This is a genomic window from Candidiatus Paracoxiella cheracis (assembly GCF_049348705.1).
Taxonomy (GTDB): domain Bacteria; phylum Pseudomonadota; class Gammaproteobacteria; order Coxiellales; family Coxiellaceae; genus Paracoxiella; species Paracoxiella cheracis.
In genome coordinates, this window is the sequence record NZ_CP186485.1 from 1,959,187 (window position 1) to 1,984,157 (window position 24,971).

Annotated in this window: 24 protein-coding genes; 15 read left to right on the plus strand and 9 right to left on the minus strand. The window is 42.2% G+C overall.

All coding sequences use genetic code 11. The annotated features are described in order from the left end of the window. Nucleotides 1-56 precede the first annotated feature (56 nt). The 4 genes from ACJMKR_RS10315 (at nucleotide 57) to pseC (ending at nucleotide 6,629) form a co-directional block, all read left to right on the plus strand. Complete coding sequence (locus ACJMKR_RS10315; protein WP_423062980.1) at nucleotides 57-1,964, plus strand: DUF3413 domain-containing protein; 1,908 nt, start codon at nucleotides 57-59, stop codon at nucleotides 1,962-1,964. A gap of 346 nt (nucleotides 1,965-2,310) precedes the next feature. Continuing rightward, a complete protein-coding gene (locus ACJMKR_RS10320; RefSeq protein WP_423062981.1) occupies nucleotides 2,311-4,224 on the plus strand; it encodes a DUF3413 domain-containing protein in 1,914 nt (637 codons plus the stop codon). Between the two features lie 184 nt (nucleotides 4,225-4,408). Beyond that, nucleotides 4,409-5,470 carry a UDP-N-acetylglucosamine 4,6-dehydratase (inverting) gene (pseB, locus tag ACJMKR_RS10325; protein ID WP_423062982.1) on the plus strand — a complete coding sequence of 354 codons (1,062 nt, stop codon included), beginning with the start codon at nucleotides 4,409-4,411 and terminating at the stop codon, nucleotides 5,468-5,470. Then, nucleotides 5,418-6,629, plus strand: a complete 1,212-nt coding sequence (gene pseC, locus ACJMKR_RS10330) for a UDP-4-amino-4,6-dideoxy-N-acetyl-beta-L-altrosamine transaminase (protein ID WP_423062983.1) — start codon at nucleotides 5,418-5,420, stop codon at nucleotides 6,627-6,629. The genes pseB and pseC overlap by 53 nt, the downstream gene beginning before the upstream one ends. On the opposite strand, the gene pseF is transcribed toward pseC, so the two are convergent. Then, nucleotides 6,583-7,281: a pseudaminic acid cytidylyltransferase gene (pseF, locus tag ACJMKR_RS10335; protein ID WP_423062984.1), complete on the minus strand. Its 699-nt coding sequence runs from the start codon at nucleotides 7,279-7,281 to the stop codon at nucleotides 6,583-6,585. The two genes, pseC and pseF, sit on opposite strands and share 47 nt — an antisense overlap. A gap of 146 nt (nucleotides 7,282-7,427) precedes the next feature. Here pseF and pseI point away from each other — a divergent pair, with 146 nt between their 5' ends. The 6 genes from pseI to queE all read left to right on the plus strand — a co-directional run bounded on the left by pseI (nucleotide 7,428) and on the right by queE (nucleotide 13,001). Beyond that, nucleotides 7,428-8,459 (plus strand): pseudaminic acid synthase, encoded by a 1,032-nt coding sequence (gene pseI / locus ACJMKR_RS10340; protein ID WP_423062985.1) that lies wholly within the window; start codon nucleotides 7,428-7,430, stop codon nucleotides 8,457-8,459. Between the two features lie 99 nt (nucleotides 8,460-8,558). After that, on the plus strand, nucleotides 8,559-9,383 hold the full coding sequence (gene tolA / locus ACJMKR_RS10345) for a cell envelope integrity protein TolA (RefSeq protein ID WP_423062986.1): 825 nt from the start codon (nucleotides 8,559-8,561) through the stop codon (nucleotides 9,381-9,383). A 74-nt stretch (nucleotides 9,384-9,457) separates the two neighbouring features. Next, entirely contained in the window at nucleotides 9,458-10,804 is a 1,347-nt protein-coding gene (gene tolB, locus ACJMKR_RS10350) for a Tol-Pal system beta propeller repeat protein TolB (protein WP_423062987.1), read from the plus strand. 16 nt (nucleotides 10,805-10,820) lie between these two features. Next, a complete protein-coding gene (locus ACJMKR_RS10355) occupies nucleotides 10,821-11,378 on the plus strand; it encodes an OmpA family protein (protein WP_423062988.1) in 558 nt (185 codons plus the stop codon). Nucleotide 11,379: 1 nt separating this feature from the next. After that, nucleotides 11,380-12,363 carry a tol-pal system protein YbgF gene (gene ybgF, locus ACJMKR_RS10360; protein ID WP_423062989.1) on the plus strand — a complete coding sequence of 328 codons (984 nt, stop codon included), beginning with the start codon at nucleotides 11,380-11,382 and terminating at the stop codon, nucleotides 12,361-12,363. Nucleotides 12,364-12,395: 32 nt separating this feature from the next. Continuing rightward, the gene (gene queE, locus ACJMKR_RS10365) at nucleotides 12,396-13,001 is read left to right on the plus strand and encodes a 7-carboxy-7-deazaguanine synthase QueE (RefSeq protein WP_425475595.1); all 606 of its coding nucleotides are present in this window, start codon (nucleotides 12,396-12,398) and stop codon (nucleotides 12,999-13,001) included. A gap of 239 nt (nucleotides 13,002-13,240) precedes the next feature. On the opposite strand, the gene ACJMKR_RS10370 is transcribed toward queE, so the two are convergent. From ACJMKR_RS10370 to ACJMKR_RS10380, 3 genes are all read right to left on the minus strand, one after another. Further along, nucleotides 13,241-13,444 carry a DDE-type integrase/transposase/recombinase gene (locus ACJMKR_RS10370; RefSeq protein WP_423062990.1) on the minus strand — a complete coding sequence of 68 codons (204 nt, stop codon included), beginning with the start codon at nucleotides 13,442-13,444 and terminating at the stop codon, nucleotides 13,241-13,243. 53 nt (nucleotides 13,445-13,497) lie between these two features. Continuing rightward, complete coding sequence (locus ACJMKR_RS10375; protein ID WP_423062509.1) at nucleotides 13,498-14,475, minus strand: IS5 family transposase; 978 nt, start codon at nucleotides 14,473-14,475, stop codon at nucleotides 13,498-13,500. Nucleotides 14,476-14,648: 173 nt separating this feature from the next. Then, complete coding sequence (locus tag ACJMKR_RS10380) at nucleotides 14,649-15,209, minus strand: glutamine amidotransferase-related protein (protein ID WP_423062991.1); 561 nt, start codon at nucleotides 15,207-15,209, stop codon at nucleotides 14,649-14,651. A gap of 130 nt (nucleotides 15,210-15,339) precedes the next feature. Here ACJMKR_RS10380 and ACJMKR_RS10385 point away from each other — a divergent pair, with 130 nt between their 5' ends. Further along, nucleotides 15,340-16,317, plus strand: a complete 978-nt coding sequence (locus ACJMKR_RS10385) for an IS5 family transposase (protein WP_423062509.1) — start codon at nucleotides 15,340-15,342, stop codon at nucleotides 16,315-16,317. Here ACJMKR_RS10385 and ACJMKR_RS10390 read toward each other — a convergent pair. Continuing rightward, nucleotides 16,314-16,886: a hypothetical protein gene (locus ACJMKR_RS10390; protein ID WP_423062992.1), complete on the minus strand. Its 573-nt coding sequence runs from the start codon at nucleotides 16,884-16,886 to the stop codon at nucleotides 16,314-16,316. The genes ACJMKR_RS10385 and ACJMKR_RS10390 overlap by 4 nt on opposite strands. Nucleotides 16,887-17,096: 210 nt before the next feature. On the opposite strand from ACJMKR_RS10390, the gene ACJMKR_RS10395 reads away from it, so the two are divergent. Beyond that, nucleotides 17,097-17,369, plus strand: coding sequence for a hypothetical protein (locus ACJMKR_RS10395; protein WP_423062993.1), 273 nt, complete (start codon nucleotides 17,097-17,099; stop codon nucleotides 17,367-17,369). 23 nt (nucleotides 17,370-17,392) lie between these two features. Here the strand turns inward: ACJMKR_RS10395 and putP are convergent, their stop codons facing one another. After that, nucleotides 17,393-18,919, minus strand: a complete 1,527-nt coding sequence (gene putP / locus ACJMKR_RS10400) for a sodium/proline symporter PutP (protein ID WP_423062994.1) — start codon at nucleotides 18,917-18,919, stop codon at nucleotides 17,393-17,395. Between the two features lie 165 nt (nucleotides 18,920-19,084). Then, on the minus strand, nucleotides 19,085-19,231 hold the full coding sequence (locus ACJMKR_RS10405; protein WP_423062995.1) for a hypothetical protein: 147 nt from the start codon (nucleotides 19,229-19,231) through the stop codon (nucleotides 19,085-19,087). 97 nt (nucleotides 19,232-19,328) lie between these two features. On the opposite strand from ACJMKR_RS10405, the gene ACJMKR_RS10410 reads away from it, so the two are divergent. The 3 genes from ACJMKR_RS10410 (at nucleotide 19,329) to hda (ending at nucleotide 22,384) form a co-directional block, all read left to right on the plus strand. Next, nucleotides 19,329-20,306, plus strand: a complete 978-nt coding sequence (locus ACJMKR_RS10410) for an IS5 family transposase (RefSeq protein ID WP_423062509.1) — start codon at nucleotides 19,329-19,331, stop codon at nucleotides 20,304-20,306. Between the two features lie 328 nt (nucleotides 20,307-20,634). Beyond that, nucleotides 20,635-21,705: a DUF2066 domain-containing protein gene (locus ACJMKR_RS10415; protein WP_423062996.1), complete on the plus strand. Its 1,071-nt coding sequence runs from the start codon at nucleotides 20,635-20,637 to the stop codon at nucleotides 21,703-21,705. Beyond that, a complete protein-coding gene (gene hda / locus ACJMKR_RS10420; protein WP_425475596.1) occupies nucleotides 21,683-22,384 on the plus strand; it encodes a DnaA regulatory inactivator Hda in 702 nt (233 codons plus the stop codon). Before ACJMKR_RS10415 ends, hda begins: the two co-directional genes overlap by 23 nt. A gap of 22 nt (nucleotides 22,385-22,406) precedes the next feature. On the opposite strand, the gene ACJMKR_RS10425 is transcribed toward hda, so the two are convergent. Further along, the gene (locus ACJMKR_RS10425; RefSeq protein ID WP_423062997.1) at nucleotides 22,407-23,570 is read right to left on the minus strand and encodes a phosphoglycerate dehydrogenase; all 1,164 of its coding nucleotides are present in this window, start codon (nucleotides 23,568-23,570) and stop codon (nucleotides 22,407-22,409) included. Continuing rightward, nucleotides 23,563-24,921: a sodium-dependent transporter gene (locus tag ACJMKR_RS10430; RefSeq protein ID WP_423062998.1), complete on the minus strand. Its 1,359-nt coding sequence runs from the start codon at nucleotides 24,919-24,921 to the stop codon at nucleotides 23,563-23,565. The genes ACJMKR_RS10425 and ACJMKR_RS10430 overlap by 8 nt, the downstream gene beginning before the upstream one ends. Nucleotides 24,922-24,971 lie beyond the last annotated feature (50 nt).

The following is a 24,971-nucleotide window of genomic DNA, read 5'->3' on the forward strand; positions in this document are numbered from 1 at the left end:
ATCCCGCCGGAGATTCTTAATATTTTCTTAAGGTTTCTGGGCTATTCTTAACCGCTATGAGTGATTTCGAAAAATCCAGGCGCTTCTTGTGCCGCTGGGCGGGTTGGTTCTTCGTTGCCAACACGGCCTTGTATTTCTGCATAGGCATTAACTATCTGTTATTTATGCCAAATTTCAGCGCGATCCCATTGATGACTACACGAGGCATTGTTCTCGGCTGGGTTTTCATGATTGCGGGATTGTTGGGTCAGTCTGCCGTATTTTCCTTCATGACGTGTCTGATCGCTGTGATTTTGATTTTATGTTATCCGCGTCGATGGTTCGCCATGCTGGTGGGTATCGTCTTAGCGTCGAGCACAGCCTTATTTCTTATCGTCGATAGCATCGTCTACCACCTTTATCATTATCACTTGGCAGGAGTCGTTTGGCACATCATTCAAGCGGGAGTGGCTACCCAGGTTTTGGTGTTGTCTTGGGTTGAATATGCATCCGCTGCGGCAATTTTAGTGCTTTTATTGCTTGTCGAGTTTGGACTGGCATTGTTAGTTTGGCGGTGGTTTCAACGCAAACCCAAACGACATGGATGGTTGGTGGGGTTGGTTTTAGGTGTAGTCTTATTTATTTCATATACATTGACGTTAAGCAGCAGCGCGGCTGTTAGCGCAAATGCCCGCATACAAAGTAACGAGCATGTTTTGGTGATGGAGGCGCAAGTCATTCCATATTACGACTCTGTATTAGGAATGTTACTGCCTGGCAAAGAAACGGGTATTAAATTAGAAACGCGCGATAACGGTTATTTTGTGCAAAATGCACAGATCAATAAGCCATTGCATTATCCACTGCGTCCGTTGCAATGTGTGGCACCTAAAAAACCTTATAACATAGTCATCATTGCGTTAGATGCATGGCGCTTTGATATGTTAAATTCCAAGGTCACGCCAAATATTTATAAATTTGCAAAAAAATCTTGGATTTTTACGGATAATTTAAGTGGCGGCAATTGCACGCGGCCGGGAATTTTCTCTTTGTTTTATAGCATTCCAGCAAATTATTGGACGGCTGTGTTGGATCAACATCGCGGGCCAGTTTTGATTCATCAATTGCTAAAAGATCATTATCAAATGGGTATATTTCGAAGTGCGTCGCTGCATTATCCGGCATTTGATCAAACGGTGTTTCGGGAAGTGAAAAATTTGCAAATTAATACGCCTGGTGCAGAATCGTTTGATCGTGATCGAGCGATTACGGAAGAGTTTAAACATTTTGTGAATCACCTTAATCCCGATAAACCATTTTTTAGCTTCGTATTTTACGATGAAACACATAATTACTGTGAATCCTCAGCAAACTATCCCAAACCATTTCAACCAGCAGTTAAAGTGTGTGATCGATTGCTGTTGAGCAATCATACCAATCCGATACCTTACTTAAATCGCTATCGAAATGCAGGACATTTCGATGATGCTCTAGCTGGTCAAGTGCTCAATGCATTAAAAACCCATGGTTTATTGCAAAATACCATTGTGATCATTACCGCCGATCATGGAGAAGAATTTAATGAAAGTCATCAAGGTTATTGGGGGCATGCAATTGCGTACACGCCGTGGCAAATTCATACGCCCATGGTGGTTTATTGGCCAGGACAAAGCCCGCATGTTTATCACCATTTTACGAGTCATTATGACATTGTGCCGACTTTGATGACGGAAGCCTTAGGGTGCACAAATTCAGTTGCTGATTATAGTGTCGGAGTTCCGATTCGTACCAAACATCAACATCCTTTTATGATTTCTGGTAGTTATATCGATTATGCGATTATCGATCGGAATCGCGTTACTCGTATCTATCCAGAAGGAAATTATTCAGTTGATAATTTTAGTGGCTCGCCAATCCCTGGAGCAACGCTGAATATAAAACAGCTAGAGCGTGCCTTTAAGCAATTAAATTTTTATTTTAAATAGAAGTTGAGTGCGCCTCTTGAAATCTATTCACGATAAGTAAGCAATTGGAATTCTCTTGTTTAACTTTATTCCTGCCCTCCTTGGCGCAACGAAAGAGTTCTCGGATAGCTCTGCCTAAATATCTTTGTTTGTGCGCTCGCTAGGCAAAAAAATCACTGGATTTTTTTGCTACTCTGGCTTGCCCCTAAGTTCGGCTAGCGAGGAACTGAAACCAATAAAGTGTTTTATGGCTTTTAAAATAATTTCTAGAGGTGCCCTTGATCATATACTCTCTCGCAATCTCTTCCATTTTTCAGCCACCTGGCTTAAGATAATGCACGTTATACATTCAAGGGAATTAAATCATATGGATATCTATCTCACGAAATCTAGGCGAGCGCTCTACCGCTGGGTTGGATGGTTCTTCCTAGTTAACACACTGCACTCCCTATTAATCATTATGAGTTATTTAAGGATCATTCCTAACTTTGATGAGGTTATTGGTGTGACAACGGGTAGTGTCATTCTAGCTTGGATTTTTTTCTTTGCATCGTTCATCGTTCAATTCGCCATCTTATTTTTTGTGAGTTGCGCTCTTATTTTAATTGCAATCTCGATTTATCCAAGACGATGGCTTGCCTTTGCGTTGGGCATTTTATTTTCTACGGTTTTAATGTTTGGATTAATTGGCGACAGCATGGTCTATGGTTTATATCACATGCATTATGCTGGCGTAGGCTGGACTATTTTTAAAGCGGGAGCGATGTCAGAAGTGCTATCGCTGTCGTATCCTGAACGTATTTTCTTGTTCGTGATGATCGCTGTGATTTTTATCATTGAATATTTTATTGCTTTTTTAGTCTGGCGGCGTATTGCAAAACGAAATACGGGATCAATAGGTTACAGGGTTGCCGGTGTTTTTGCGGTGTTATTAATAACATCGTATGGGTTGATGTTCATGGCAACCGCATTGGGTAGCAAGCGTTGGTTGCAGCCTAGCGATAACCACGTTATTTTAAAAGCGGCACGTATTGTGCCCTATTATAACGATATTTATGCCATGGTTATGCCAGGTGATTCTAGTATTAGGCATATTCAAACGCCCGAAGGACAGGTTACTTTTCAAATTCGGCAATTGAATAAGCCATTAAATTATCCATTGCATCCGTTAAAGTGCATTGCTCCAAAAGAGAAATTAAATGTATTGATTATTGGGATCGATACGTGGCGTTACGATTCAATGACGAAAACCATCACGCCCCATATTTATGAGTTTGCTCAAAACACATTACAATTTCAAGATCATTGGAGCGGAGGGAATTGCACAAAGCCAGGTCTTTTTTCCATGTTTTACAGTATTCCTGCTAATTATTGGCGAGCAGTGCTTACTCAACGTCACACCCCTGTGTTGATGAATCAGTTTATAAAAAATAATTATCAGATTGGAATTTTTACCAGTGCCCCCAATAATTTCCCTGCATTTAACAAAACAATTTTTTTGGATGTTAAGCATTTGCTTGTGCGAACGAAAGGGACGACATCTGTTGCACGTGATCGTCAAATAACGAAAGAATTTGATAAATTTCTTGTAAAGCGTGATAAAAATAAACCCTTTTTCAGTTTTCTTTTTTACGATGCTGCGCATAATTATTGTCAACCGCAAACGCCGCATCAAAAACCGTTTGGCCCCGCAGTAAAATCCTGTGAGCGTTTTTCATTAACGCCGGATTCACCCCGCATGCCGTACGTAAATCGTTATCACAATGCAGTGTATTTTGTTGACGGTGAAGTGGAAAAAGTTTTAGATGATTTGAAGCAGCATCATTTATTGAAAAATACGATTGTTATTATTACGGCAGATCATGGCGAACAATTGAATGACCAGCGCATGAATTACTGGGATCATGCAAGTGCTTATACGCCCTATCAGTTGCATATTCCATTATTGGTATATTGGCCGGGCAAGAAGCCAGAAAAAATCGACTATTTCACCACTCATTACGATATAGTGCCGACCTTAATGACCGAAGTATTAGGCTGTACGAGTCCTGCGGTTGCTTATAGTGTTGGGCATTCGCTATTCCAAAAAGGGGATCGACCATTTTTAATTGCGGGGAGTTATGCTGATTATGCAGTGGTTACCAAAGAGCGAATAACCCGAATTTACGAGGGTGGTGACTACGCCATTAATTATCCTAATGGCCACCATATGATTAGCACGCAGTTGGAACCAGGTGTATTGCGACAGGCCTATAAGCAATTAAATCGGTACTTTCATTAAGGTGTGGGCTAGAGAAAAATCGTAACCTATTGAATATTAATAATTAATTTATCCTGCTGTCACAGCAATAGCCTATCAAACTGGACCCGGCCTATGCATTAATACTGAGCCACAGCTTGACATAACATTACGTTTATTCGTAGGATGTTCCTCTTTAGAACAAAGTCATAGGTGCTAATACCACATGGGGCTACTCAAAAACTTCCTGACCTGGAATCCTGACCTAACAGGGAAAAGTCTGCTAATCACCGGTGGCACCGGTTCGTTTGGCCAATGCTTCGTGAAAAAAGTAATCGAAAATTATAAACCCAAAAAACTGATTATTTTCTCACGCGATGAGCTGAAGCAGTATGAAATGTCTCAGGTTTTCTCCGATCGTGAGTATCCATTTATTCGATATTTCATAGGAGACGTTCGTGACTATAATCGTTTAGAAATGGCCCTTCGTGATGTGGACATTGTTATCCATGCGGCTGCTTTGAAGCACGTTCCGATTGCAGAATACAATCCTTATGAATGCATACAGACAAATGTGATTGGCGCACAGAATATTGTTAGGGCTGCGCTTATGAATAAAGTCGAAACCGTGCTCGCCCTTTCTACGGATAAAGCAGTCAATCCTATTAATCTCTACGGAGCAAGTAAGCTTGCCGCTGAGAAAATTTTTATTGCGGGTAACAATATTCGTGGTACAGATCCTACACGTTTTTCTGTTGTTCGCTACGGCAACGTTATTGGTTCACGAGGTAGCGTTGTAAAATTATTTAAAAAGCTATTAGCAAATGGTGCAAAATCACTGCCTATTACGGATGAGCGAATGACGCGATTTTGGATTACGCTACCACAATCTGTTGATTTTGTTCTCTCGTGTCTTACACAGAGTCATGGCGGTGAAATTTTTGTCCCTAAAATTCCTAGCATGCGAATTGTTGATTTAGCTAAAGCCATTGCGCCAAGTATTGGCTTGGAGACGATTGGCATTCGTCCGGGAGAAAAACTGCATGAGTGGTTATTAACTGCTGACGAGGCAGCTCAGTCAGTAGAAATGTCTGATCGCTACGTGATTAAACCATATATATACAGTGAAGCTTACACTCACTTGCAAGATTATCCCATGGTTGCAGATGGCTTTACATACTCGAGCGTTAAGAACACCGAATGGCTAACAAGTTCTCAAATGCAAGAATTGCTACATGAAAAAACCACCAAGGAACATACGCTACAGCCAGCAGTCACTGAATCTTGATGATATTGATGCAGTTATCGATGTTCTGAGATCTGACTGGTTAACACAAGGGCCGTCCATCACGGCATTTGAAGATCGACTTGTGCAATATTGTAGTGCTCAACATGCTGTTGCTGTTAGCAATGGCACTGCCGCGTTACATTTGGCCTGCATGGCACTCGGTGTCACAAAGGGTGATATTGTATGGACATCACCGAATAGTTTTCTTGCTTCAGCTAACTGCGCACGATTTTGTGGAGCAGACGTTGACTTTGTCGACATAGACCCCATAACGCGTAACCTCTGTGTGCTAGAGCTTGAAAAAAAGTTGCGACTCGCTAAATTAAATAACACCTTGCCAAAGGTTCTTATCCCCGTACATTTTGCGGGTAAATCTTGTGACATGAGGCGTATTTTTGAGTTATCTCAAGAATTTGGTTTCTCAATAATTGAAGATGCTTGTCATGCGCTTGGTGGTACCTATAACGGCAAAAAAGTTGGATGTTGTGAATACTCTGATCTTGCTGTTTTTAGTTTTCACCCTGCTAAAGTAATTACTACGGGTGAAGGCGGTGCGATCTTAACCAATAAGTCTGAGCTATCAGAGAAAATTCGCTGTCTGCTCACGCATGGGATGACGCGAAATACTGAATTAATGGAAAATCCATCTCATGGGCCATGGTACTACGAGCAAATAGCATTGGGATTGAATTATCGCATCACGGACATACAAGCCGCTTTAGGGTTCAGTCAAATGAAGCGCTTCGATGCTTTTGTAAGGCAGCGACAGGAGCTGGCTAAACGTTATTATAATAAGCTTGTTAATCTTCCGATTATATTACCAGACTCAAGTGATATAGAGGCTTGTGCATTTCATTTATTTCCAATTGGTGTCGATAAAAAAATACGGAAAACAGTTTTTACTGCATTGCGATCAAAGGGAATAGGCGTTAACGTGCATTATATTCCCATTCACACTCAACCCTACTATCAACGGCTTGGTTTTGCTTGGGGGAATTATCCAAATGCAGAAAAATATTATGAGTCAGCAATTTCGTTGCCTCTCCATCCTGAATTGAGCTTTGAAGATCAGGATTTTATTTGCGAAAGTTTAGAGAAGATTTTAGCAAACGTTACAACGTTATCTGAGAACACAGTAGCCGATACTTCAATGTCATGAGCTGCCAGTCTAGCTCGTTATCAACGTCTTGAACACGTATTTCGGGTATTTCAATGGGGATGGTTTTATCTGAAAAAAAGTTTGTGTTTTCTGTTAGGCTGCCAGCACGCCACCAGTAGAATTGTGCTGCATCGTGATAAATTGGCTCTAGGTCTTGGCTGCGTGCGGAAAACTTCTCTGGATACAGCATCTCCAAATTCCCGTGATTTATTTTAAAGGATCGTTGCACAGGATATCCGTAACGCACAACGGAAATGGCAAAGTCTTTTTTACTATCTTTAATCAAATCTGAATGTCCACGCTGAAGAGCATCGGTGCTTAAAAGAGGGTTTACAGGATAGATACAACACCCAAAAGAAAGTTCTCCACAGTTGTGTTTTAACCATTCTTCAGCATGGTGTAGGACAGGTATGGTTCCCGTATGGTCACCTGCTAAACTCGCTGGTCGTAAGAAAGGTGCTTCGGCGCCATGCTGCTTGGCGATCTCGGCTATCTCCTTTGAGTCAGTAGAGACGATGACTTTATCAAACAGACCTGATTTGAGGGCCGTGCGAATAGAATACGTGATAACAGGGGCACCCTCGAAATCTCGAATATTCTTATTGGGAAGGCGCTTGCTGCCGCTGCGTGCTGGAATGATAGCAAAGTTCATATTCAATGGGACCTTCATGCCTAGCTTTGAGACAAGTTTGAGCATATAGAGTATCAAAGTTCACTTCGGTGTAAAATCCTTCATTAGCAGCGAATCAACTGATAGAATGAGGGGCTGTTATTAAGCTCCAAAACGGCCTTTATAATATGACTTTTTTTGACAAACTAACACAAAATTCGCCCTATGTTATTGCCGAATTATCCGGCAATCATCAGGGCCGAATCGACAATGCCCTATCTCTGATAGAGGCAGCAAAAGACGCTGGTGCAAGCGCAGTAAAACTGCAAACCTATACGGCCGACACCCTGACGATCGACCATGACTCATCAGATTTTATGATCGATTCAGGGCCATGGGCAGGTTACAAGCTTTATGACCTCTACAAAGAGGCGTCCACCCCTTGGGAATGGCATGAAGATCTTTTCAAAAAGGCACATGAACTTGGACTTGATATTTTCTCATCGCCTTTCGATGAAACCGCAGTAGACTTTCTAGAAAGTTTAAATACACCGTTGTATAAAATAGCCTCGTTTGAAATTACAGACCACAATCTATTAGCCTACGTGGCGAGCAAAAGAAAGCCCATCATCTTGTCCACGGGCATGGCAACTTTTAAAGAGATCGAAGAGGCTTTAACGGTTATCACAGCAAATGGGTGCAGCGATATTGCACTACTACATTGCATCAGTGCATACCCAGCAAAACCCGAAGACTATAATTTGAATATGATTCGCTCGTTAAAAGAACGCTTCAATGTAGTTGTTGGTCTTTCCGACCATACCCTAGGCGCCACAATTCCGATAGCTTCCGTTGCTATGGGAGCGAAAATTATCGAGAAGCACTTTACACTTTCTCGAGCAGCAGGTGGGGTGGACGCTGCTTTTTCAGCAGAGCCAAGTGAGCTTAAAGCAATATGTGAGGCTGTTAAAACAACATGGCTAGCGCTCGGAACAGGTGAAGATAAACGCGCATCCTCAGAACTTCAAAACATGATTTTTAGACGCAGTATTTACCCAACAAAAAATATAATGTCGGGTGAAACGTTTACAAAAGAAAATATTAAATGTATTAGGCCAGGATTTAGTTTACCAACAAAATACTATAAAATAATCCTTGGTAAGACGGCTAAAACTTCTATTAATAAGGGCGATCGATTATCGTTTGAAGACATGGATTGACTGCTTATCAAGGACAAAATGAAATAAAATCGCTTGAGCCTGCTAATGCGTTAAATCGACACTTGACCGTGAAAACTATTATGTCAAACTATAAACACTATGTTTAGAGTGCCTCCACGTTATCGTGTACCTTTAGGGATATCAATAACATTGCATGTCCTGTTATTCCTTGCGCTCATTATTGAATTACCGAAAACCAACACGTATCGTATGAATCATGTTGCCCATGATGAAACTAAAATTGTCAATGCTGTTGCCATTAACACACAGCAGGTGGATCAACAAATAAAAGCGATTAAACAACGTGAACAAGAAAAACGAGCGAAAGAAACAGCACGATTGAAACAATTACAAGAGCAGGCGCTAGCAGCTCAGCGTAGGCGTATTGAAGAGCAACGTCGCGTAGCAAAATTAAAAGCGGAGCAACTGCAATTAAAAAAACAGCGCATCGCGCAGGCTAAAGCACTGGCATTGAAACAACAGCGCGAAAAAATAGCGAAACAAAAGGCCATGCAAGAGCACGCTAAGACTCTGGCTGCAAAACAAAAACAATTGCAACAACAATTGATGCAGCAACAGATACAACAGGAACAACAACAGCTAGCGAAAGTACGTGCTGCGCAAATGGAGGGGATTTTAGATCAATACAAGGCGCAAATTATTCAAGCGATACAACAACAATGGATTGTACCCGCGAGTGCGAGTAAAACTTTGTCATGCGTATTGCTGATTCGTCTTGCGCCCGGCGGTGTTGTTTTGAGTGTGCAAATTGCAGATGGTAGCGGTAATGCTGCGCTGGATCGATCGGCACGAGTTGCGGTGTTTAAGGCCTCTCCTTTGCCGGTGCCTAAAGACCCTGCCGTTTTTGAGAGGTTTCGGGAACTTCGTTTAACAGTTCGACCTGAGCATGTTACAAACGGTTGAGAGGGCCTTTAAGTACTGTCTTGAGCTTAGACCCCGAGGACCACTATAATCGAGCTTCAAATTGGAAAAGAACTATGCGGTTACAACATTTATTAATTGCTTTAATCATTGCTTGCCTCGGGGGTGTCTCCCCTGCCTATGCTGCGCTTGACCTAGAGTTGACCCAGGGCATGACGGCTGCTATCCCAATTGCAATTGTGCCATTTGCAGGGCCTAAGACATTGGTGCCTGGAGGTGAAGCAATCACCCAGGTCATTACCAATGACTTGCAAAATAGTGGTCAATTTCGAGTCAGTGGGGCCAATAATCAAGCGCAGAGCTCCCAGAATCTGCAAAACCTCAATTATGCTTATTGGCGTAAGCAAGGGGTCAACGATGTGGTCATGGGCTCTATTCGGCCGCTGGGTGGGGGGCGTTATCAAGTCGCTTTCACGCTCATTGGTATTTTCAATAGCGCTGCTAATAACAAATCGGCCAATAATGTATTGTTGAGTCGATCTTTTCAGGTGAATGGCCAGGGTCTGCGAAATCTAGCGCACCATATTAGCGACCTTATTTATCAACAAGTTACGGGAATTCGTGGCATATTTTCTACCAAGATCGCCTATATTCTTGTTCAGCGAACTCCCAATGAGCCACCAAAATATACGTTAGAGGTGGCTGATGCGGATGGCTTTAACCCCCAGGCAATGCTGGTGTCGAGCGAGCCGATTATGTCTCCGGCCTGGTCGCCCGATGCAGAACGTCTGGCCTATGTGTCGTTTGAGAATCATCGTGCGCAAATCTTTATCCAGAATTTAGCGACAGGCAAACGCCAATTGATCAGCGATGCGCCTGGCATCAACGGCGCGCCAGCCTTTTCACCAGACGGCAAAAAGTTGGCTCTGGTGTTAACGAAAACGGGTAATCCCAAGATATATGTTTTGGATTTAGCATCACGAAATTTACGGGAAATTACTTCCGGTTGGTCTATCGATACGGAACCCGCTTGGGCTCCGGATAGTAAGTCCATGTTATTCACCTCGAATCGCGACGGAACGCCACAGATTTATGATTATTCTTTCACGACAGGCAAGATTACACGCGTCACTTATAGTGGCAATTACAATGCACGTGCTTCGTTTATGCCTGATGAGCAATCCATCGTGATGATGCATCGTCGGGATAATCTGTTTGGCATCGCGCGGCAGAGCCTGGCTTCAAGTCAGGTACAGGTTTTAGTTCAGACTGGTGAAGATGAATCACCGAGTTTAGCGCCAAATGGGAAAATGGTAATCTATGCGAGAGAGTATGGTGGTCGAGGTGTGCTCGCACAAGTGTCGAGCGATGGACGGATAAAATTACGACTGCCGGCGCGTGAAGGCACGGTTCAAGAGCCGGCATGGTCACCGTTTTTAAATTCATCATCAAACAACGATTAACAATCAGGAGAGAAGCATGACTTTAACAAAATGGGCCAAGATTTCTTTGGTGGGATTAGGTGTTGTAAGTCTGGCAGCTTGTAGTTCGATGAAAAAAGGCTCTGAAGGGGCCGCGGCCGGTGGTCCAATGGCTGGTGGTTCGTCGGCAGCTCAAACTTATGCGATGAATGGGCAGGCTGGATATCAGGGGCAAATTCGTCGAAATGCAAATGGTGAAATTATCAATCCCTTGGTGGCGCCTGCTAACCAAACCTACTATTTCGTGTTTGATAGCAGTAGTATACGCCCACAAGATTTAAAAGCGATGAATATCCAGGCAAATTACTTAGCCACGCATCCGAATGCAAAGGTACGCTTAGAAGGAAATGCTGATAATCGTGGCAGTCGGGAATATAATATAGGTTTGGGGTGGCGTCGAGATCAAGCTGTTGCGCGGGTTCTGGAACAGGCTGGGGTTGCCCCTAAACAATTGGATATGGTGAGTTACGGAAAAGAACATCCTGCAGTGTTTGGAAATAATGAAAGAGCTTGGAGATTGAACCGTCGTGTTCATTTGGTGTACGAGGCATATTAAAATGAGTGGTAAGTTATTTTTGGGTTCCCTGTTTTCTGCAATTGCGTTTATGACCATGACGACCGCTTCTGTAGCATTGGCGGCAACAACGCCTGCGCCTGTGGTTGATGTTTCACAAAGCAATCCGCAAGGCGAGCAAGTTGATGTGAGTGATCAAGGGGGGCAAATATCAAATACAGAAGCGCAATCACAACCGGTTCAGTCATCATCACAAATAATTGGTGCTCCCAGTGCAACGAATGAACCTTCACCGACTATGACACTGCCTGAGCAGTCTTCGTTAACAGTCAGTCAGCGGTTAGCGCGGTTGCAACAACAAATCGATAACCTTGCTGCTATGAATTTGCCGCAGCAGATTAGTGATTTACAACAATCGTTGGCGCAGTTGCGAGGCCAGTTGCAGGTTCAAGCACATGATTTGAAACTCTTGAATGATCAGCAACGAAGTTTTTATCAAGATTTGGATCAACGAATTGATCAACTAAAAAACTTAAGCTCCGGAAATAGTGCTTCGGATAACAGTGGAAATACAAAGGTGAGTAACAATTCTACTGGCGCTGCTAGCAATAACATTAATACGAAAGATGCCAATGCGTATCAGGCTGCGTTTAATCTACTCGCTAAAAAGCAATACGATAAATCAGAGGCTTCTTTTCAAAACTATTTGAGTGATTATCCAAACGGAAAGTATGTCAGTAATGCCCATTATTGGTTGGGTGAAATTTATTTAACGCAGAAAAATAATAACCAAGCAGCGCAGCAGTTCCAGACCGTGATGACCAAATTTCCTAAATCCCCAAAAATTGCAGATGCTAAGTTGAAATTGGCGATTATTCATGCCGATGAAGGAAAAATTGCACAAGCACGACAAGAGTTAATACAGTTGAAAAAGCAGCATCCAAGTTCAACAGCGGCGCAATTAGCAAGTATCCGTTTACAACAACTTGATGCTGAAGCTAGCGCTAAACCAAACAAGTCATCGTGAACACACTAAAAATCACGGAAATTTTCTATTCTTTGCAAGGTGAAACAAAAACGGTGGGGTTACCCACTGTTTTTATTCGTCTAACAGGGTGCCCGCTGCGCTGTCAATATTGTGACACCGCTTATGCCTTTTATGAGGGACAGCGACATACTGTCGACCAAATACTTGAACAAGTCGCTGGCTATCATGCTCGCTATGTTACTGTGACCGGAGGTGAGCCGTTGGCTCAGCCTTTGTGTCTGGATTTATTAAAGCGCTTATGTGATCGTAACTACATCGTTTCCTTGGAAACAAGTGGTGCCCTGGACATTTCAACGGTTGATCCGAGGGTAATTAAAATTGTTGATTTAAAAGCGCCGGGATCCAAGGAAGTGAAGCGCAATCGTTTTGAAAATATTGCTGCCCTATTTGCACAAGATCAAGTTAAATTTGTCATTTGTGATCGTGTCGATTATGACTGGGCGAAATCTATCATGGAGCGATATAATTTAACCGATCGTTGTGAAGTTTTATTCTCGCCTAGTTTTGAACAGATTGATAATCAAGTTTTAGCTGATTGGATTATCGAAGACCGTTTGCCGGTGCGTTTTCAGATACAGCTACACAAATATATCTGGGGCGATCTACCGGGAAAATAATATTTTCATGCGATCAACCCTATTAGACTCTGATTATAATTTAATATATAGGGCATCTCTAGAAATCAGTGGTCATAATATGGGCTGTTCAATAAAACCAATTATTGGTGTGGCGGAATTTTGGTATTCATGAATTTTTGCGGTGTCACGAAATAAAGGCGGTTGACATTGCAATCTATTAAGTGGTTCTTTAAAAACTCAGTCAACTATTGACTCATATGCTTCTATAATAGAGTTATTCAGAAAGCTTGTTGGAATAATTGATTGAAGGTTTGAAATTTAGATAGAATTGTCCTGAGATTTTTATTTTTTTCTCTAAAAAACTGCTGTATTTCTTCAAAGACTGTACAAAACCGTAATGCGCAAAATATATTCTTGAATCCCTTCATCACACGCATACGTGATTTGATGCCTCGATGGGATTGCTCAATACGATTATTCAAATAGTTATTAGGCTTTGTTGCCTAACCTCACGGCTTTGTCTGTGTCGCAAAATTTAGGCGCAACGATAACTCGCCGGCATTCCTAGCCGTGTCATTTTATTTAACACACCACAACCGATCATTGATTCGATTTTTTGCCGTACAAAATCTCGAGCATGTAACGTACTACCCAATATTCTTTTGTAGCGTTGAATCGCCAACTCTGAATAATTCCGATAACCGTATTGTCTTATTCGTTGCCAAGCCATTCGGCCCAATGCTTTTAGTTGCTTAACATTACCATTACGTTGTGTATGATTATTTTTATCATAAACAGCATCACTATCAGGCGGCATTATTATAGCGGCTCCTTTAAAGTAATTTGATAATATTTCATAAACAGGATTCTTATCGTAGGCACCATCGGCGCTGACATGGCCCACTTTGCAAGTAAGTTGCTTTGATAACGTTGCAACGCTTTGGCAATCCGCCGTAAAGCGATCCGTTAAATCATTACCATGAATAATATGTTTATTATCAACGGCTATATGCAATTTACGCCAACTCCGTTTGGCTGATAATGTATATGTTTCCTGATGCCATTCACCTCTGCCAAACCGTTTTAACCCAGTGGAGTCAAGGGCGATAGCCACAACGCTTTTATCTGCCGATTCCGTTTTCCTGTAACGAGGCGACTGAATAGTTAAAAGCGCTAACCGTTTTGACAAGCAACTGTAATCCGGTGATTTTATATTAAGGGCTTTCATCTTGAAAATTGAATTCATAAACCCTTGACATTGCCTCAACGCTAAACGAAAAACTTGCCGAATTTCATGGCACGTAATGATCGCAAGATCCGTGAACTTTTGGGGTGCGCCTTTGCCATCATACACACGATCTTTTTCATACCACGAATGAATAATATCATCGGATATCCAGATTTCAATATTGGCACGATTGCGTAATGCATTATTATATTCACGCCAATTGCTCACCTTGTATTTCTGCTTGGGAATCGTCCAGCCTTTTTTGTTTGGATATTTATTTGGCATATGAACCGCCTTCTGCTTGAAAACCCTGGGGTGCTGATTATAATATAGACAGCAAAAATTACATAGATTGTTCATGTTTTAGTTAGGCAACAAAGCCATCGCATTTACACAATCTTATTTACAGACCCTGTCATCGGATTATTTATCAATAGGCACGAGTTTGGGAGGGTTATTTAGATGCCATCAACAAAAATGAGGCACCACCCGGTTAGTTGATCTAACACTAATTTCATACTGGCATTAATTTCTTTGAAATTTGCCGACAACATTTCTTCAGCAGTTTGCGTATATTTGCTCGGTGTTAAATCATCTTTACATTTATCAATAAGCTTTTGGAGTTTTTCTTTTGTAAATTCCAAATGAAATTGCAACCCGTAAACTTTCTCACCATAGCGTATCACTTGACGTGGGCAACCTGCTGATTTTGCGAGAACGGCAGCGTCTGCCGGAACACCTGGCATGTCGTTGTGCCAATGAATACTGGCAAAAGAAGATGGAAAGTTTTTGAAGATTCTGTCGTGTTTTCCTGCTTCGGTTAATTCGACCGGAAAACATCCCATTTCTTTTTCAGGGCTTCGGCTTGCAGGAGCATCAAAAGCTGCTCCAATTAATTGCGCACCTAAACAAATACCAAGCACAGGTTTATCTGCGTTGATCGCAGCTCCAATTAAGCTAATTTCTTCTTGCAAGTATGGATATTTCTCCAATGCACAAGCACTTTGCGGGCCACCCATGATAATTAAAAAATCAAAATCATCCGTGTGAGGGGCTTTGTTGCCTAACTAAAACATGAACAATCTATGTAATTTTTGCTGTCTATATTATAATCAGCACCCCAGGGTTTTCAAGCAGAAGGCGGTTCATATGCCAAATAAATATCCAAACAAAAAAGGCTGGACGATTCCCAAGCAGAAATACAAGGTGAGCAATTGGCGTGAATATAATAATGCATTACGCAATCGTGCCAATATTGAAATCTGGATATCCGATGATATTATTCATTCGTGGTATGAAAAAGATCGTGTGTATGATGGCAAAGGCGCACCCCAAAAGTTCACGGATCTTGCGATCATTACCTGCCATGAAATTCGGCAAGTTTTTCGTTTAGCGTTGAGGCAATGTCAAGGGTTTATGAATTCAATTTTCAAGATGAAAGCCCTTAATATAAAATCACCGGATTACAGTTGCTTGTCAAAACGGTTAGCGCTTTTAACTATTCAGTCGCCTCGTTACAGGAAAACGGAATCGGCAGATAAAAGCGTTGTGGCTATCGCCCTTGACTCCACTGGGTTAAAACGGTTTGGCAGAGGTGAATGGCATCAGGAAACATATACATTATCAGCCAAACGGAGTTGGCGTAAATTGCATATAGCCGTTGATAATAAACATATTATTCATGGTAATGATTTAACGGATCGCTTTACGGCGGATTGCCAAAGCGTTGCAACGTTATCAAAGCAACTTACTTGCAAAGTGGGCCATGTCAGCGCCGATGGTGCCTACGATAAGAATCCTGTTTATGAAATATTATCAAATTACTTTAAAGGAGCCGCTATAATAATGCCGCCTGATAGTGATGCTGTTTATGATAAAAATAATCATACACAACGTAATGGTAATGTTAAGCAACTAAAAGCATTGGGCCGAATGGCTTGGCAACGAATAAGACAATACGGTTATCGGAATTATTCAGAGTTGGCGATTCAACGCTACAAAAGAATATTGGGTAGTACGTTACATGCTCGAGATTTTGTACGGCAAAAAATCGAATCAATGATCGGTTGTGGTGTGTTAAATAAAATGACACGGCTAGGAATGCCGGCGAGTTATCGTTGCGCCTAAATTTTGCGACACAGACAAAGCCGTGAGGTTAGGCAACAAAGCCATGGCGAGGCAAGGACGAATATATTAATAAAAAATGAAGCGAGTAAAACTTGAGAATAAGATGACCAAGATGTGCGAACAGCTCCCCAAAACCATTTTACATTTCGGATACGAAACGGTGCTGCTTCTTCTGCTTCCTCTGCACCAATATTTTTAGGCTTAACGAGAATTACTTGATTAGCATATTGAAGCTGAAGATCCGCCAGCGGAATCTCTTCTAGTTTTCCTTCTGTGAAAATTTTTGCTGTTTTATTTTCCACAGCAAGCAATAAACAATACTGATGATCATGTAAGGCTACAATACAAGGTAAAATACGCACATTGATATCCTCGAAAGGAAGGTCATATGCTTTGCTAAGAAAATTGGCACGTTCTGCGGCACGCTGAAAAAATTCAGGTGTGAGTTCTTGTCCACGTAAAGGCAGGCCACTAACCAGCGCTTCCTTTGTCATTTTACGTGCGTAGATAATAGTAAGCTCTACCAAACAATCAAGCAAAGTGCCTTTTATGGAGTCGACATTGCCCATAATGTATTGCTTTCTCCAAGTCCTTTATGGACATTTAACGATCAAGTGTTACAAAAAAGCCACAGCTTATCACATATAAAAAAATAATCTAATCGCGCTTCTTTTCAACTATGGAATAACAAAAAATCAACTGCTATACTACTCTACATGATTTCAAGTTTTTCTCATTAAAGTATAGGCTTACGAACATCTTTAATCAAGGAACCCACCATGAATGACAAATCAGAACCCAAAGAAATTCTTATCGACGGATTCGCTGGCGCAGCACTTATAGGCGGCCTTATTCGAATCGACATGATCAAATTAGTACCAAATCCCTCAGATCCGAATAAACCTCAAACCAAGGTCGCATATCGCCTCATTGCGAGTCCTCAAGCCTTTCTGCAAGCTAGTAGTGTCATGAACGAACTCACTAAAAAGCTTAAAGAATCCGGAATCTTACAACCAGCAAAGGGTGATGCCGGAGACAAAGGCAAAAAATAGCCTTCTGCTGAAACCTTATCGCATTAGTTATTTTTTATATCAGGATAGACAAGGTCTGTGTTTGAGGGCTTTTCCCCTTGAACATTGGCTCTTGCCTGATCGAATTCACAACATATTTGTTCAGACGGTGCACTACCAAGAAGACTTACCGTTATGATAGAGAACGTCGCTAATAATGCCCCTGGTATAATCTCATAAATCGCAAACACACCGCCGTAATGAGATAACACACTCTTCCAAACAATAGCGGTTAAGGCGCCGACAGCAATGCCTGAAATAGCCCCCATCCGCGTCATACGCCTCCAAAACAGTGAACCGAGAATGACCGGCCCAAAAGCTGCCCCTAAGCCACCCCAGGCATAACTTACCAACTCTAAGATGGAGTTTTTGGGGTTGTACGCTAACCCTATAGCCACTAAAGCAATTGCCCCTACCATCAGTCGACTGATGAAGACCAATTCCGACTGGGAAGCACGACGACGCAAAAAGCGATGGAACATGTCTTCCGTCAGCGCACTCGAGGATATCAATAGCTGGGCCGAGCTGCTGCTCATGATGGCAGACAGTACCGCAGCCAGTAAAATGCCAGTAACCCACGGCAAGAACATACTCTTAGCCAGCAGCAAAAAAGTACCTTCTGGATGTAACAAGCCCCGAGTATAATAAGCATGTCCCACTAGGCCAGTCACAACGGCGCCGACAAGTCCAATGAACATCCAGCTCATGCAAATACGCCAAGCTGTGGGCAATTCCTTCACAGATCGAATCGCCATAAACCGCACTAAGATGTGTGGCTGACCAAAATAACCTAACCCCCAGCCGAGCAAAGATAAAAGGCCGATGGTGGTCATACCATGCAGGGGCTGTAAATAGCCTGCACCCAACGGCATCAATTGATGAAACGCCTTATGCCAACCACCCATGTGATGCGAGGTGTAAAGTGGCGTTATAATCAACGCAAAAAACATGAGCGAACCTTGAAAAAAATCGATCCAGCTTATAGCTAAAAAACCACCGAATGCCGTGTAAATAATCACGAACACCGCACTAATCCATAGTGCCGTGTGATACGACAAATGAAAGGCGCTCTCAAATAATAACGCACCGCTTACAAAGCCCGCGGAAGCATAAACCGTGAAAAAAATAAGAATGGCTGCTGCGGTGACAAGGCGAAGCACACGAGTAGTGTCGTGAAAACGATTATCGAAGTAAGCCGGAATAGTGAGGGCATTATTTGCAATCTCAGTATAGGCTCGCAATCGTGGCGATACCAAACGCCAATTCAAGTATGCGCCGCATAAAAGACCGATAGGCATCCAAATTTGATTTAACCCATGAACAAAGACAGCACCGGGTAAAGCGAGTAATAGCCAACCACTCATATCGGAAGCCCCAGCACCTAGCGCAACGATAGGACCACTCAAAGAGCGGTGACCAAGTACATAATCAGACAGATCGCGAGTACGCTTATTTGCAAAATAACACAGCGCAAAAATAATAAGAAAATAAATAGAAAGCGTAACTATATATTCGTAACTGGCAATCTGCATAAATAACCCAAACTTAAACCCTCCTTGTTACGTAAAACTGAAATAAAGAGCATTCGATAGTAGCACAGTCCATGATTTTCTGCATTACGGAAGTATTTCTCTGCATCATCGAGTTCAATTGCGGCTTTGTTGCCTAACCTCACGGCTTTGTCTGTGTCGCAAAATTTAGGCGCAACGATAACTCGCCGGCATTCCTAGCCGTGTCATTTTATTTAACACACCACAACCGATCATTGATTCGATTTTTTGCCGTACAAAATCTCGAGCATGTAACGTACTACCCAATATTCTTTTGTAGCGTTGAATCGCCAAGGCTTTGTTGCCTAACTAAAACATGAACAATCTATGTAATTTTTGCTGTCTATATTATAATCAGCACCCCAGGGTTTTCAAGCAGAAGGCGGTTCATATGCCAAATAAATATCCAAACAAAAAAGGCTGGACGATTCCCAAGCAGAAATACAAGGTGAGCAATTGGCGTGAATATAATAATGCATTACGCAATCGTGCCAATATTGAAATCTGGATATCCGATGATATTATTCATTCGTGGTATGAAAAAGATCGTGTGTATGATGGCAAAGGCGCACCCCAAAAGTTCACGGATCTTGCGATCATTACCTGCCATGAAATTCGGCAAGTTTTTCGTTTAGCGTTGAGGCAATGTCAAGGGTTTATGAATTCAATTTTCAAGATGAAAGCCCTTAATATAAAATCACCGGATTACAGTTGCTTGTCAAAACGGTTAGCGCTTTTAACTATTCAGTCGCCTCGTTACAGGAAAACGGAATCGGCAGATAAAAGCGTTGTGGCTATCGCCCTTGACTCCACTGGGTTAAAACGGTTTGGCAGAGGTGAATGGCATCAGGAAACATATACATTATCAGCCAAACGGAGTTGGCGTAAATTGCATATAGCCGTTGATAATAAACATATTATTCATGGTAATGATTTAACGGATCGCTTTACGGCGGATTGCCAAAGCGTTGCAACGTTATCAAAGCAACTTACTTGCAAAGTGGGCCATGTCAGCGCCGATGGTGCCTACGATAAGAATCCTGTTTATGAAATATTATCAAATTACTTTAAAGGAGCCGCTATAATAATGCCGCCTGATAGTGATGCTGTTTATGATAAAAATAATCATACACAACGTAATGGTAATGTTAAGCAACTAAAAGCATTGGGCCGAATGGCTTGGCAACGAATAAGACAATACGGTTATCGGAATTATTCAGAGTTGGCGATTCAACGCTACAAAAGAATATTGGGTAGTACGTTACATGCTCGAGATTTTGTACGGCAAAAAATCGAATCAATGATCGGTTGTGGTGTGTTAAATAAAATGACACGGCTAGGAATGCCGGCGAGTTATCGTTGCGCCTAAATTTTGCGACACAGACAAAGCCGTGAGGTTAGGCAACAAAGCCTTCACGCCAATTGCTCACCTTGTATTTCTGCTTGGGAATCGTCCAGCCTTTTTTGTTTGGATATTTATTTGGCATATGAACCGCCTTCTGCTTGAAAATCCTGGGGTGCTGATTATAATATAGACAGCAAAAATTACATAGATTGTTCATGTTTTAGTTAGGCAACAAAGCCACAGAGGTAGGTGGAGTTATACACAGGCGATGAGGTATAATTTCCACCGTTGGAGCAAAAACAACGGAATCGATATGGCCCAGAAAATCATAACGCTTTTCCTCACCGCTGCAATGTTATTAGTCATAAGCAGCGCTCAGGCTGTTCAAGTTCGTGGCATGAATACCGCGAATGTGCCGGTGGCCGACCGTTCGGACCAAAGCTTGCAAAAAGCACTTCAAACGGCGTTTAATCAAGTGTTGGTTAAAATGAGTGGTAATACAAGCGTCAGTACTGTGTCAGCCGTTCAAAACGCGTCGTCAAACATCAACAATTTAGTAGTCAGTTACAGTTACTCGACGCAAACAAATGCCGCCGGAAATTCGCAGCTCATGTTGTATGTTGTATTCGATGGTAGTGCAATGAAGCACCTGCTTAAAAATGCAGGTCAGTCGATTTGGAGCAGTGATCGACCACTGACATTGATTTGGTTGTCTGTCTCACAAGGTGTGCAAAACAATGTGATTTCGAGTGGTGATTCAAGTCCAATTATTACATCAATCAAACAAGTGACCGAACAGCGCGGCGTACCGATTATTTTTCCGACGATGGATCTTCAAGATCAAGCCAATATAGCATCAACGCCGGCACAATTGCCGAGCAGTCAGCAGCTCACGACGTCGGTGCAACGTTATGGTGTGAAGAGTGCATTGGCAGGTAGCATTATTAATAATGGCAGCGAGCAATTTCAAGGTGAATGGAAATTATTATTAAATGGTACACCTTACGAATGGCAAACGAACGGTATGAGTGTGGAGCAAGTCATCACAAATGGTATTAATCAAGCGGCGGACATGATGGCTAATCAATTGGCGACGATAGATAGTAAAAATTTACAAAGCACCGTGATGCTGCAGATTAGTGGTGTTGAGAATCTCGATGATTATGTGCATGTCGTTGCTGCGTTGCGTCGTTTGGCAGATGTATCGAAAGTGACAGTTAATGATATGAGTAATGACATTTTATTATTAGAGGTGAATGCGGCTGGTGGTTCTAGCGGCTTAGTGAGTGCATTAAAAATGGTGGATCATTTGACTGCAGAAGCAGCGCCTGCGGATGTCGGTACGAACCAGGCGAATTTATTTTATCATTATTCAGAAAACACCAATCAACCGATTAACAATGGAAATGACAATAATGGTTAGGCAGTTGACATTGCCCGTTAATTTACGCGACGATGCGACATTCACAAATTTTTATCCCGGCGACAATAATCATCTTGTTAAAGCATTAAAAGCATTATTATCGGGTGATGGTGAGCAATTTATTTATTTGTGGGGTGCGCCCGGTGTTGGGCGTAGCCATTTGTTGCAGGCGTGTTGTCATGAGTTTAGTGATCGGCAATGTTCTATCGTATATTTGCCGTTACGCTCAGAGCATCTAACACCGGAAATATTACAAGGCATGGAAGCTATGCGTTTAGTGTGTTTGGACGATATCGATGCCGTGCTTGGGCAGCCTCAATGGGAAGAAGCTTTATTGCATTTTTATAATCGCGCGCGTGATAACGGTGTGAAATTAATTGTATCGGGAAACGATCTGCCGCCACAATTACCTTGTGAATTAGCGGATTTACGTTCACGTTTGTCCTGGGGATTGGTATTTCAAGTGACGGGGCTATCTGACGAGCAAAAATTATTGGCATTACAAATGCACGCCCGTCATCGCGGCATGCATATATCGTGCGAAGTGGGCCAATTTCTATTGCGTCATCTGCCGCGCAACATGACTGAATTATTTAAAGTCCTCAATAAATTAGATCACGCTTCACTCGTTGCTAAAAAACGCTTGACGATTCCTTTCATCAAACGCGTGTTGGAATAATCATGCGTTTGTTTGGCGAGCCCTAAAGTCTTCTCGCACGTACAACGCCTTTAATTGCACGTATTTGCTGAAATACCTCGTCATTAATTTCGGTATCAACGTCCATCATTGTGTAAGCAATCTCATCACGTGATTTATTAATCATGTCGATAATATTGAGATCTGCATTAGACAATATTGTTGAAATTTGCGCGACCATGTTGGGTACATTTAAATTAGCAATAGCAATGCGATATCCATCGCCGCGTGGTAACTTTACGGCCGGAAAATTAACCGAATTTCGAATCGTGCCATTTTCTAAATATTCTTGCACTTGTTCTGCGACCATAATGGCGCAGTTTTCCTCTGCCTCTTTGGTGGAAGCACCGAGATGCGGCAAACTGATCACGTGCGGATTATTTTTAAAGCGGTTGCAGGGGAAGTCACATACATAGTTGCGTACGTGATTATCATCGAGCGCTTCTGCTAAGGCATTATTATCAACAATCGGCGCACGTGCAAAATTTAATAATACAACGCCAGACTTCATCATTTTTAAAAGATCAGCATTGATTAAATGCTGTGTTTTATCGTTTAGGGGGACATGGAGCGTCACAAAGTCGGAGTGTTGGATCGCATCTTTCAGGGATTCGGCTTGTTGCACGTCGGATGATAATTCCCACGCACTTCGCACCGTGATAGCAGGATCGTAGCCGATGACGTTCATACCTAATTGAATGGCGGCGTTAGCGACTTTGACGCCGATTTTCCCAAGACCAATCACGCCGAGCGTTTTGCCGGGCAATTCAAATCCTGCAAATTGTTTTTTTTGTTTTTCCACTTGATGGTGTAATGCTTGATCGTCCCCTTGGATTTGACGCGTATAATCCCAGGCAGGGCAAATATTACGGCTCGCTAATAGCATGCCCGTGATGACCAATTCTTTCACGGCATTGGCATTTGCACCGGGTGTGTTTAAAACGGGAATACCCAGCGCTGTTAATTTTTCAACGGGAATATTATTTGTGCCTACACCCGCGCGACCAACCACTTGTATGCTTTTAGGGATTGGCATGTCGTGCATGTTAAAAGAACGAACTAAAATTGCATCGGGGTTGTTGGCTTCTTGTAAAATTTCATAGTGATCGATATGAAAATGAGAAAGCCCAACATGAGAGATATTGTTAAGAACTTGTATTTTATACATGATTAAATATTCCAAAAGAACTGAGTAAAATTAACACGATGGCGATCGGCGCAAAGTATCGTTTAATCCAACGCCACGTTTTAAACCATCCTGTATTGACGTTCCAACCTAATTGATCGTGGATGGTTTGCGTCGGTAATAACCAACCTGTAAAGATAGCAATAAGAAGCCCACCAACAGGTAGCATAATCGCTGAGGTTAAAAAATCAATAGCTTTAAAAAAAGTAATGCCATGGATATGAATCTGAGAGGCATGGCTAAATGATGCGATGGTGCCAAAACTTAATATCCAACAGGTAATACCAGCTAACATGACCGATTTTGTACGTGAAAGATTAAATTTTTCCATGAGCCAAGACACTGCGGGTTCAATCAACGAAATCGTCGATGTGAATGCAGCAAATAATAATAAAAGAAAAAATAGCGCGCCAATAATATTGCCAAAAGGCAAATGACCAAAGGCTATCGGTAACGTTTTAAATATTAAACTAGGCCCAGAGGCAGCCTGCAAATGATTGGCAAAGACGATGGGAAAAATCACCAATCCCGCTAGAATTGCGATAGCAGTATCGGAAAAGCACACAGCCACGACACTGCTCATCACCGGCGTTTCATCTGGCAAGTAGGCGCTAAACATGATGATAATGCCCATCGCGATATTTAAACTAAAAAAAGCTTGGCCAAGAGCTACGAGTACAATTTTAGGAGTCAGCGCATAAAAATCAGGGCGAAAGAGAAATACAACGCCTTGTCGAAAACCGCCGGTTGTCATCGCATATCCTAAAAGCACTAGCATGATGATCACTAAAGCGGGAAACATAATCATGACGGTGCGTTCCAAGCCTCGTTTGATACCAAATGCAATGACGCCGACCGTCGCAAAAGTAACAAAACTGTCGCTGAATAACATTTGTAAGGGGCTAGATTGTAATTTTTTAAAGTTAACAATCGCGGTTAATTCTGTTGCGTGTTTAAAATGTCCTAACAATGCTCGTACAAAGTAGTCAAACACCCATCCTGAAATGACCATGTAATACGTGAGAATCAAGAAGGCGGCTAAAACGCTCAACCCGCCCAACAATCCCCAGTATCGGGAGCGATTAACGAGTTTCGCGACATTGGCAATCGAATTGACAGGGTTGCTTCGTCCAATGCGCCCTAACATGACCTCGGAGGTCATGAGTGGGATCCCGAGGATGATTACAAAGAAGATATAAACAAGCACAAAAGCTCCGCCACCATATTGGCCGGCAAGATAGGGAAATCGCCAAACGTTACCCAAACCGATGGCTGCAGCGGCTGTTGCAAAAATAAATGAGACGCGGGAATTCCATCGAATTGGTTTATTCATAATCAATCCATGATTGTTGGTTGGAATCGGCTACTAGTATACAATAACCA

What these genes read in the sequence shown, in the direction of transcription:
- ACJMKR_RS10315 (WP_423062980.1), top strand. Translation starts at nt 57, where the DNA reads ATGAGTGATTTCGAAAAATCCAGGCGCTTCTTGTGCCGCTGGGCGGGT.
- ACJMKR_RS10320 (WP_423062981.1), top strand. Translation starts at nt 2,311, where the DNA reads ATGGATATCTATCTCACGAAATCTAGGCGAGCGCTCTACCGCTGGGTT.
- pseB (WP_423062982.1), top strand. Translation starts at nt 4,409, where the DNA reads ATGGGGCTACTCAAAAACTTCCTGACCTGGAATCCTGACCTAACAGGG.
- pseC (WP_423062983.1), top strand. Translation starts at nt 5,418, where the DNA reads ATGAAAAAACCACCAAGGAACATACGCTACAGCCAGCAGTCACTGAAT.
- pseF (WP_423062984.1), bottom strand. Translation starts at nt 7,281, where the DNA reads ATGAACTTTGCTATCATTCCAGCACGCAGCGGCAGCAAGCGCCTTCCC.
- pseI (WP_423062985.1), top strand. Translation starts at nt 7,428, where the DNA reads ATGACTTTTTTTGACAAACTAACACAAAATTCGCCCTATGTTATTGCC.
- tolA (WP_423062986.1), top strand. Translation starts at nt 8,559, where the DNA reads ATGTTTAGAGTGCCTCCACGTTATCGTGTACCTTTAGGGATATCAATA.
- tolB (WP_423062987.1), top strand. Translation starts at nt 9,458, where the DNA reads ATGCGGTTACAACATTTATTAATTGCTTTAATCATTGCTTGCCTCGGG.
- ACJMKR_RS10355 (WP_423062988.1), top strand. Translation starts at nt 10,821, where the DNA reads ATGACTTTAACAAAATGGGCCAAGATTTCTTTGGTGGGATTAGGTGTT.
- ybgF (WP_423062989.1), top strand. Translation starts at nt 11,380, where the DNA reads ATGAGTGGTAAGTTATTTTTGGGTTCCCTGTTTTCTGCAATTGCGTTT.
- ACJMKR_RS10375 (WP_423062509.1), bottom strand. Translation starts at nt 14,475, where the DNA reads ATGCCAAATAAATATCCAAACAAAAAAGGCTGGACGATTCCCAAGCAG.
- ACJMKR_RS10380 (WP_423062991.1), bottom strand. Translation starts at nt 15,209, where the DNA reads ATGGGTGGCCCGCAAAGTGCTTGTGCATTGGAGAAATATCCATACTTG.
- ACJMKR_RS10385 (WP_423062509.1), top strand. Translation starts at nt 15,340, where the DNA reads ATGCCAAATAAATATCCAAACAAAAAAGGCTGGACGATTCCCAAGCAG.
- ACJMKR_RS10390 (WP_423062992.1), bottom strand. Translation starts at nt 16,886, where the DNA reads ATGGGCAATGTCGACTCCATAAAAGGCACTTTGCTTGATTGTTTGGTA.
- ACJMKR_RS10395 (WP_423062993.1), top strand. Translation starts at nt 17,097, where the DNA reads ATGAATGACAAATCAGAACCCAAAGAAATTCTTATCGACGGATTCGCT.
- putP (WP_423062994.1), bottom strand. Translation starts at nt 18,919, where the DNA reads ATGCAGATTGCCAGTTACGAATATATAGTTACGCTTTCTATTTATTTT.
- ACJMKR_RS10410 (WP_423062509.1), top strand. Translation starts at nt 19,329, where the DNA reads ATGCCAAATAAATATCCAAACAAAAAAGGCTGGACGATTCCCAAGCAG.
- ACJMKR_RS10415 (WP_423062996.1), top strand. Translation starts at nt 20,635, where the DNA reads ATGTTATTAGTCATAAGCAGCGCTCAGGCTGTTCAAGTTCGTGGCATG.
- hda (WP_425475596.1), top strand. Translation starts at nt 21,683, where the DNA reads ATGGAAATGACAATAATGGTTAGGCAGTTGACATTGCCCGTTAATTTA.
- ACJMKR_RS10425 (WP_423062997.1), bottom strand. Translation starts at nt 23,570, where the DNA reads ATGTATAAAATACAAGTTCTTAACAATATCTCTCATGTTGGGCTTTCT.
- ACJMKR_RS10430 (WP_423062998.1), bottom strand. Translation starts at nt 24,921, where the DNA reads ATGAATAAACCAATTCGATGGAATTCCCGCGTCTCATTTATTTTTGCA.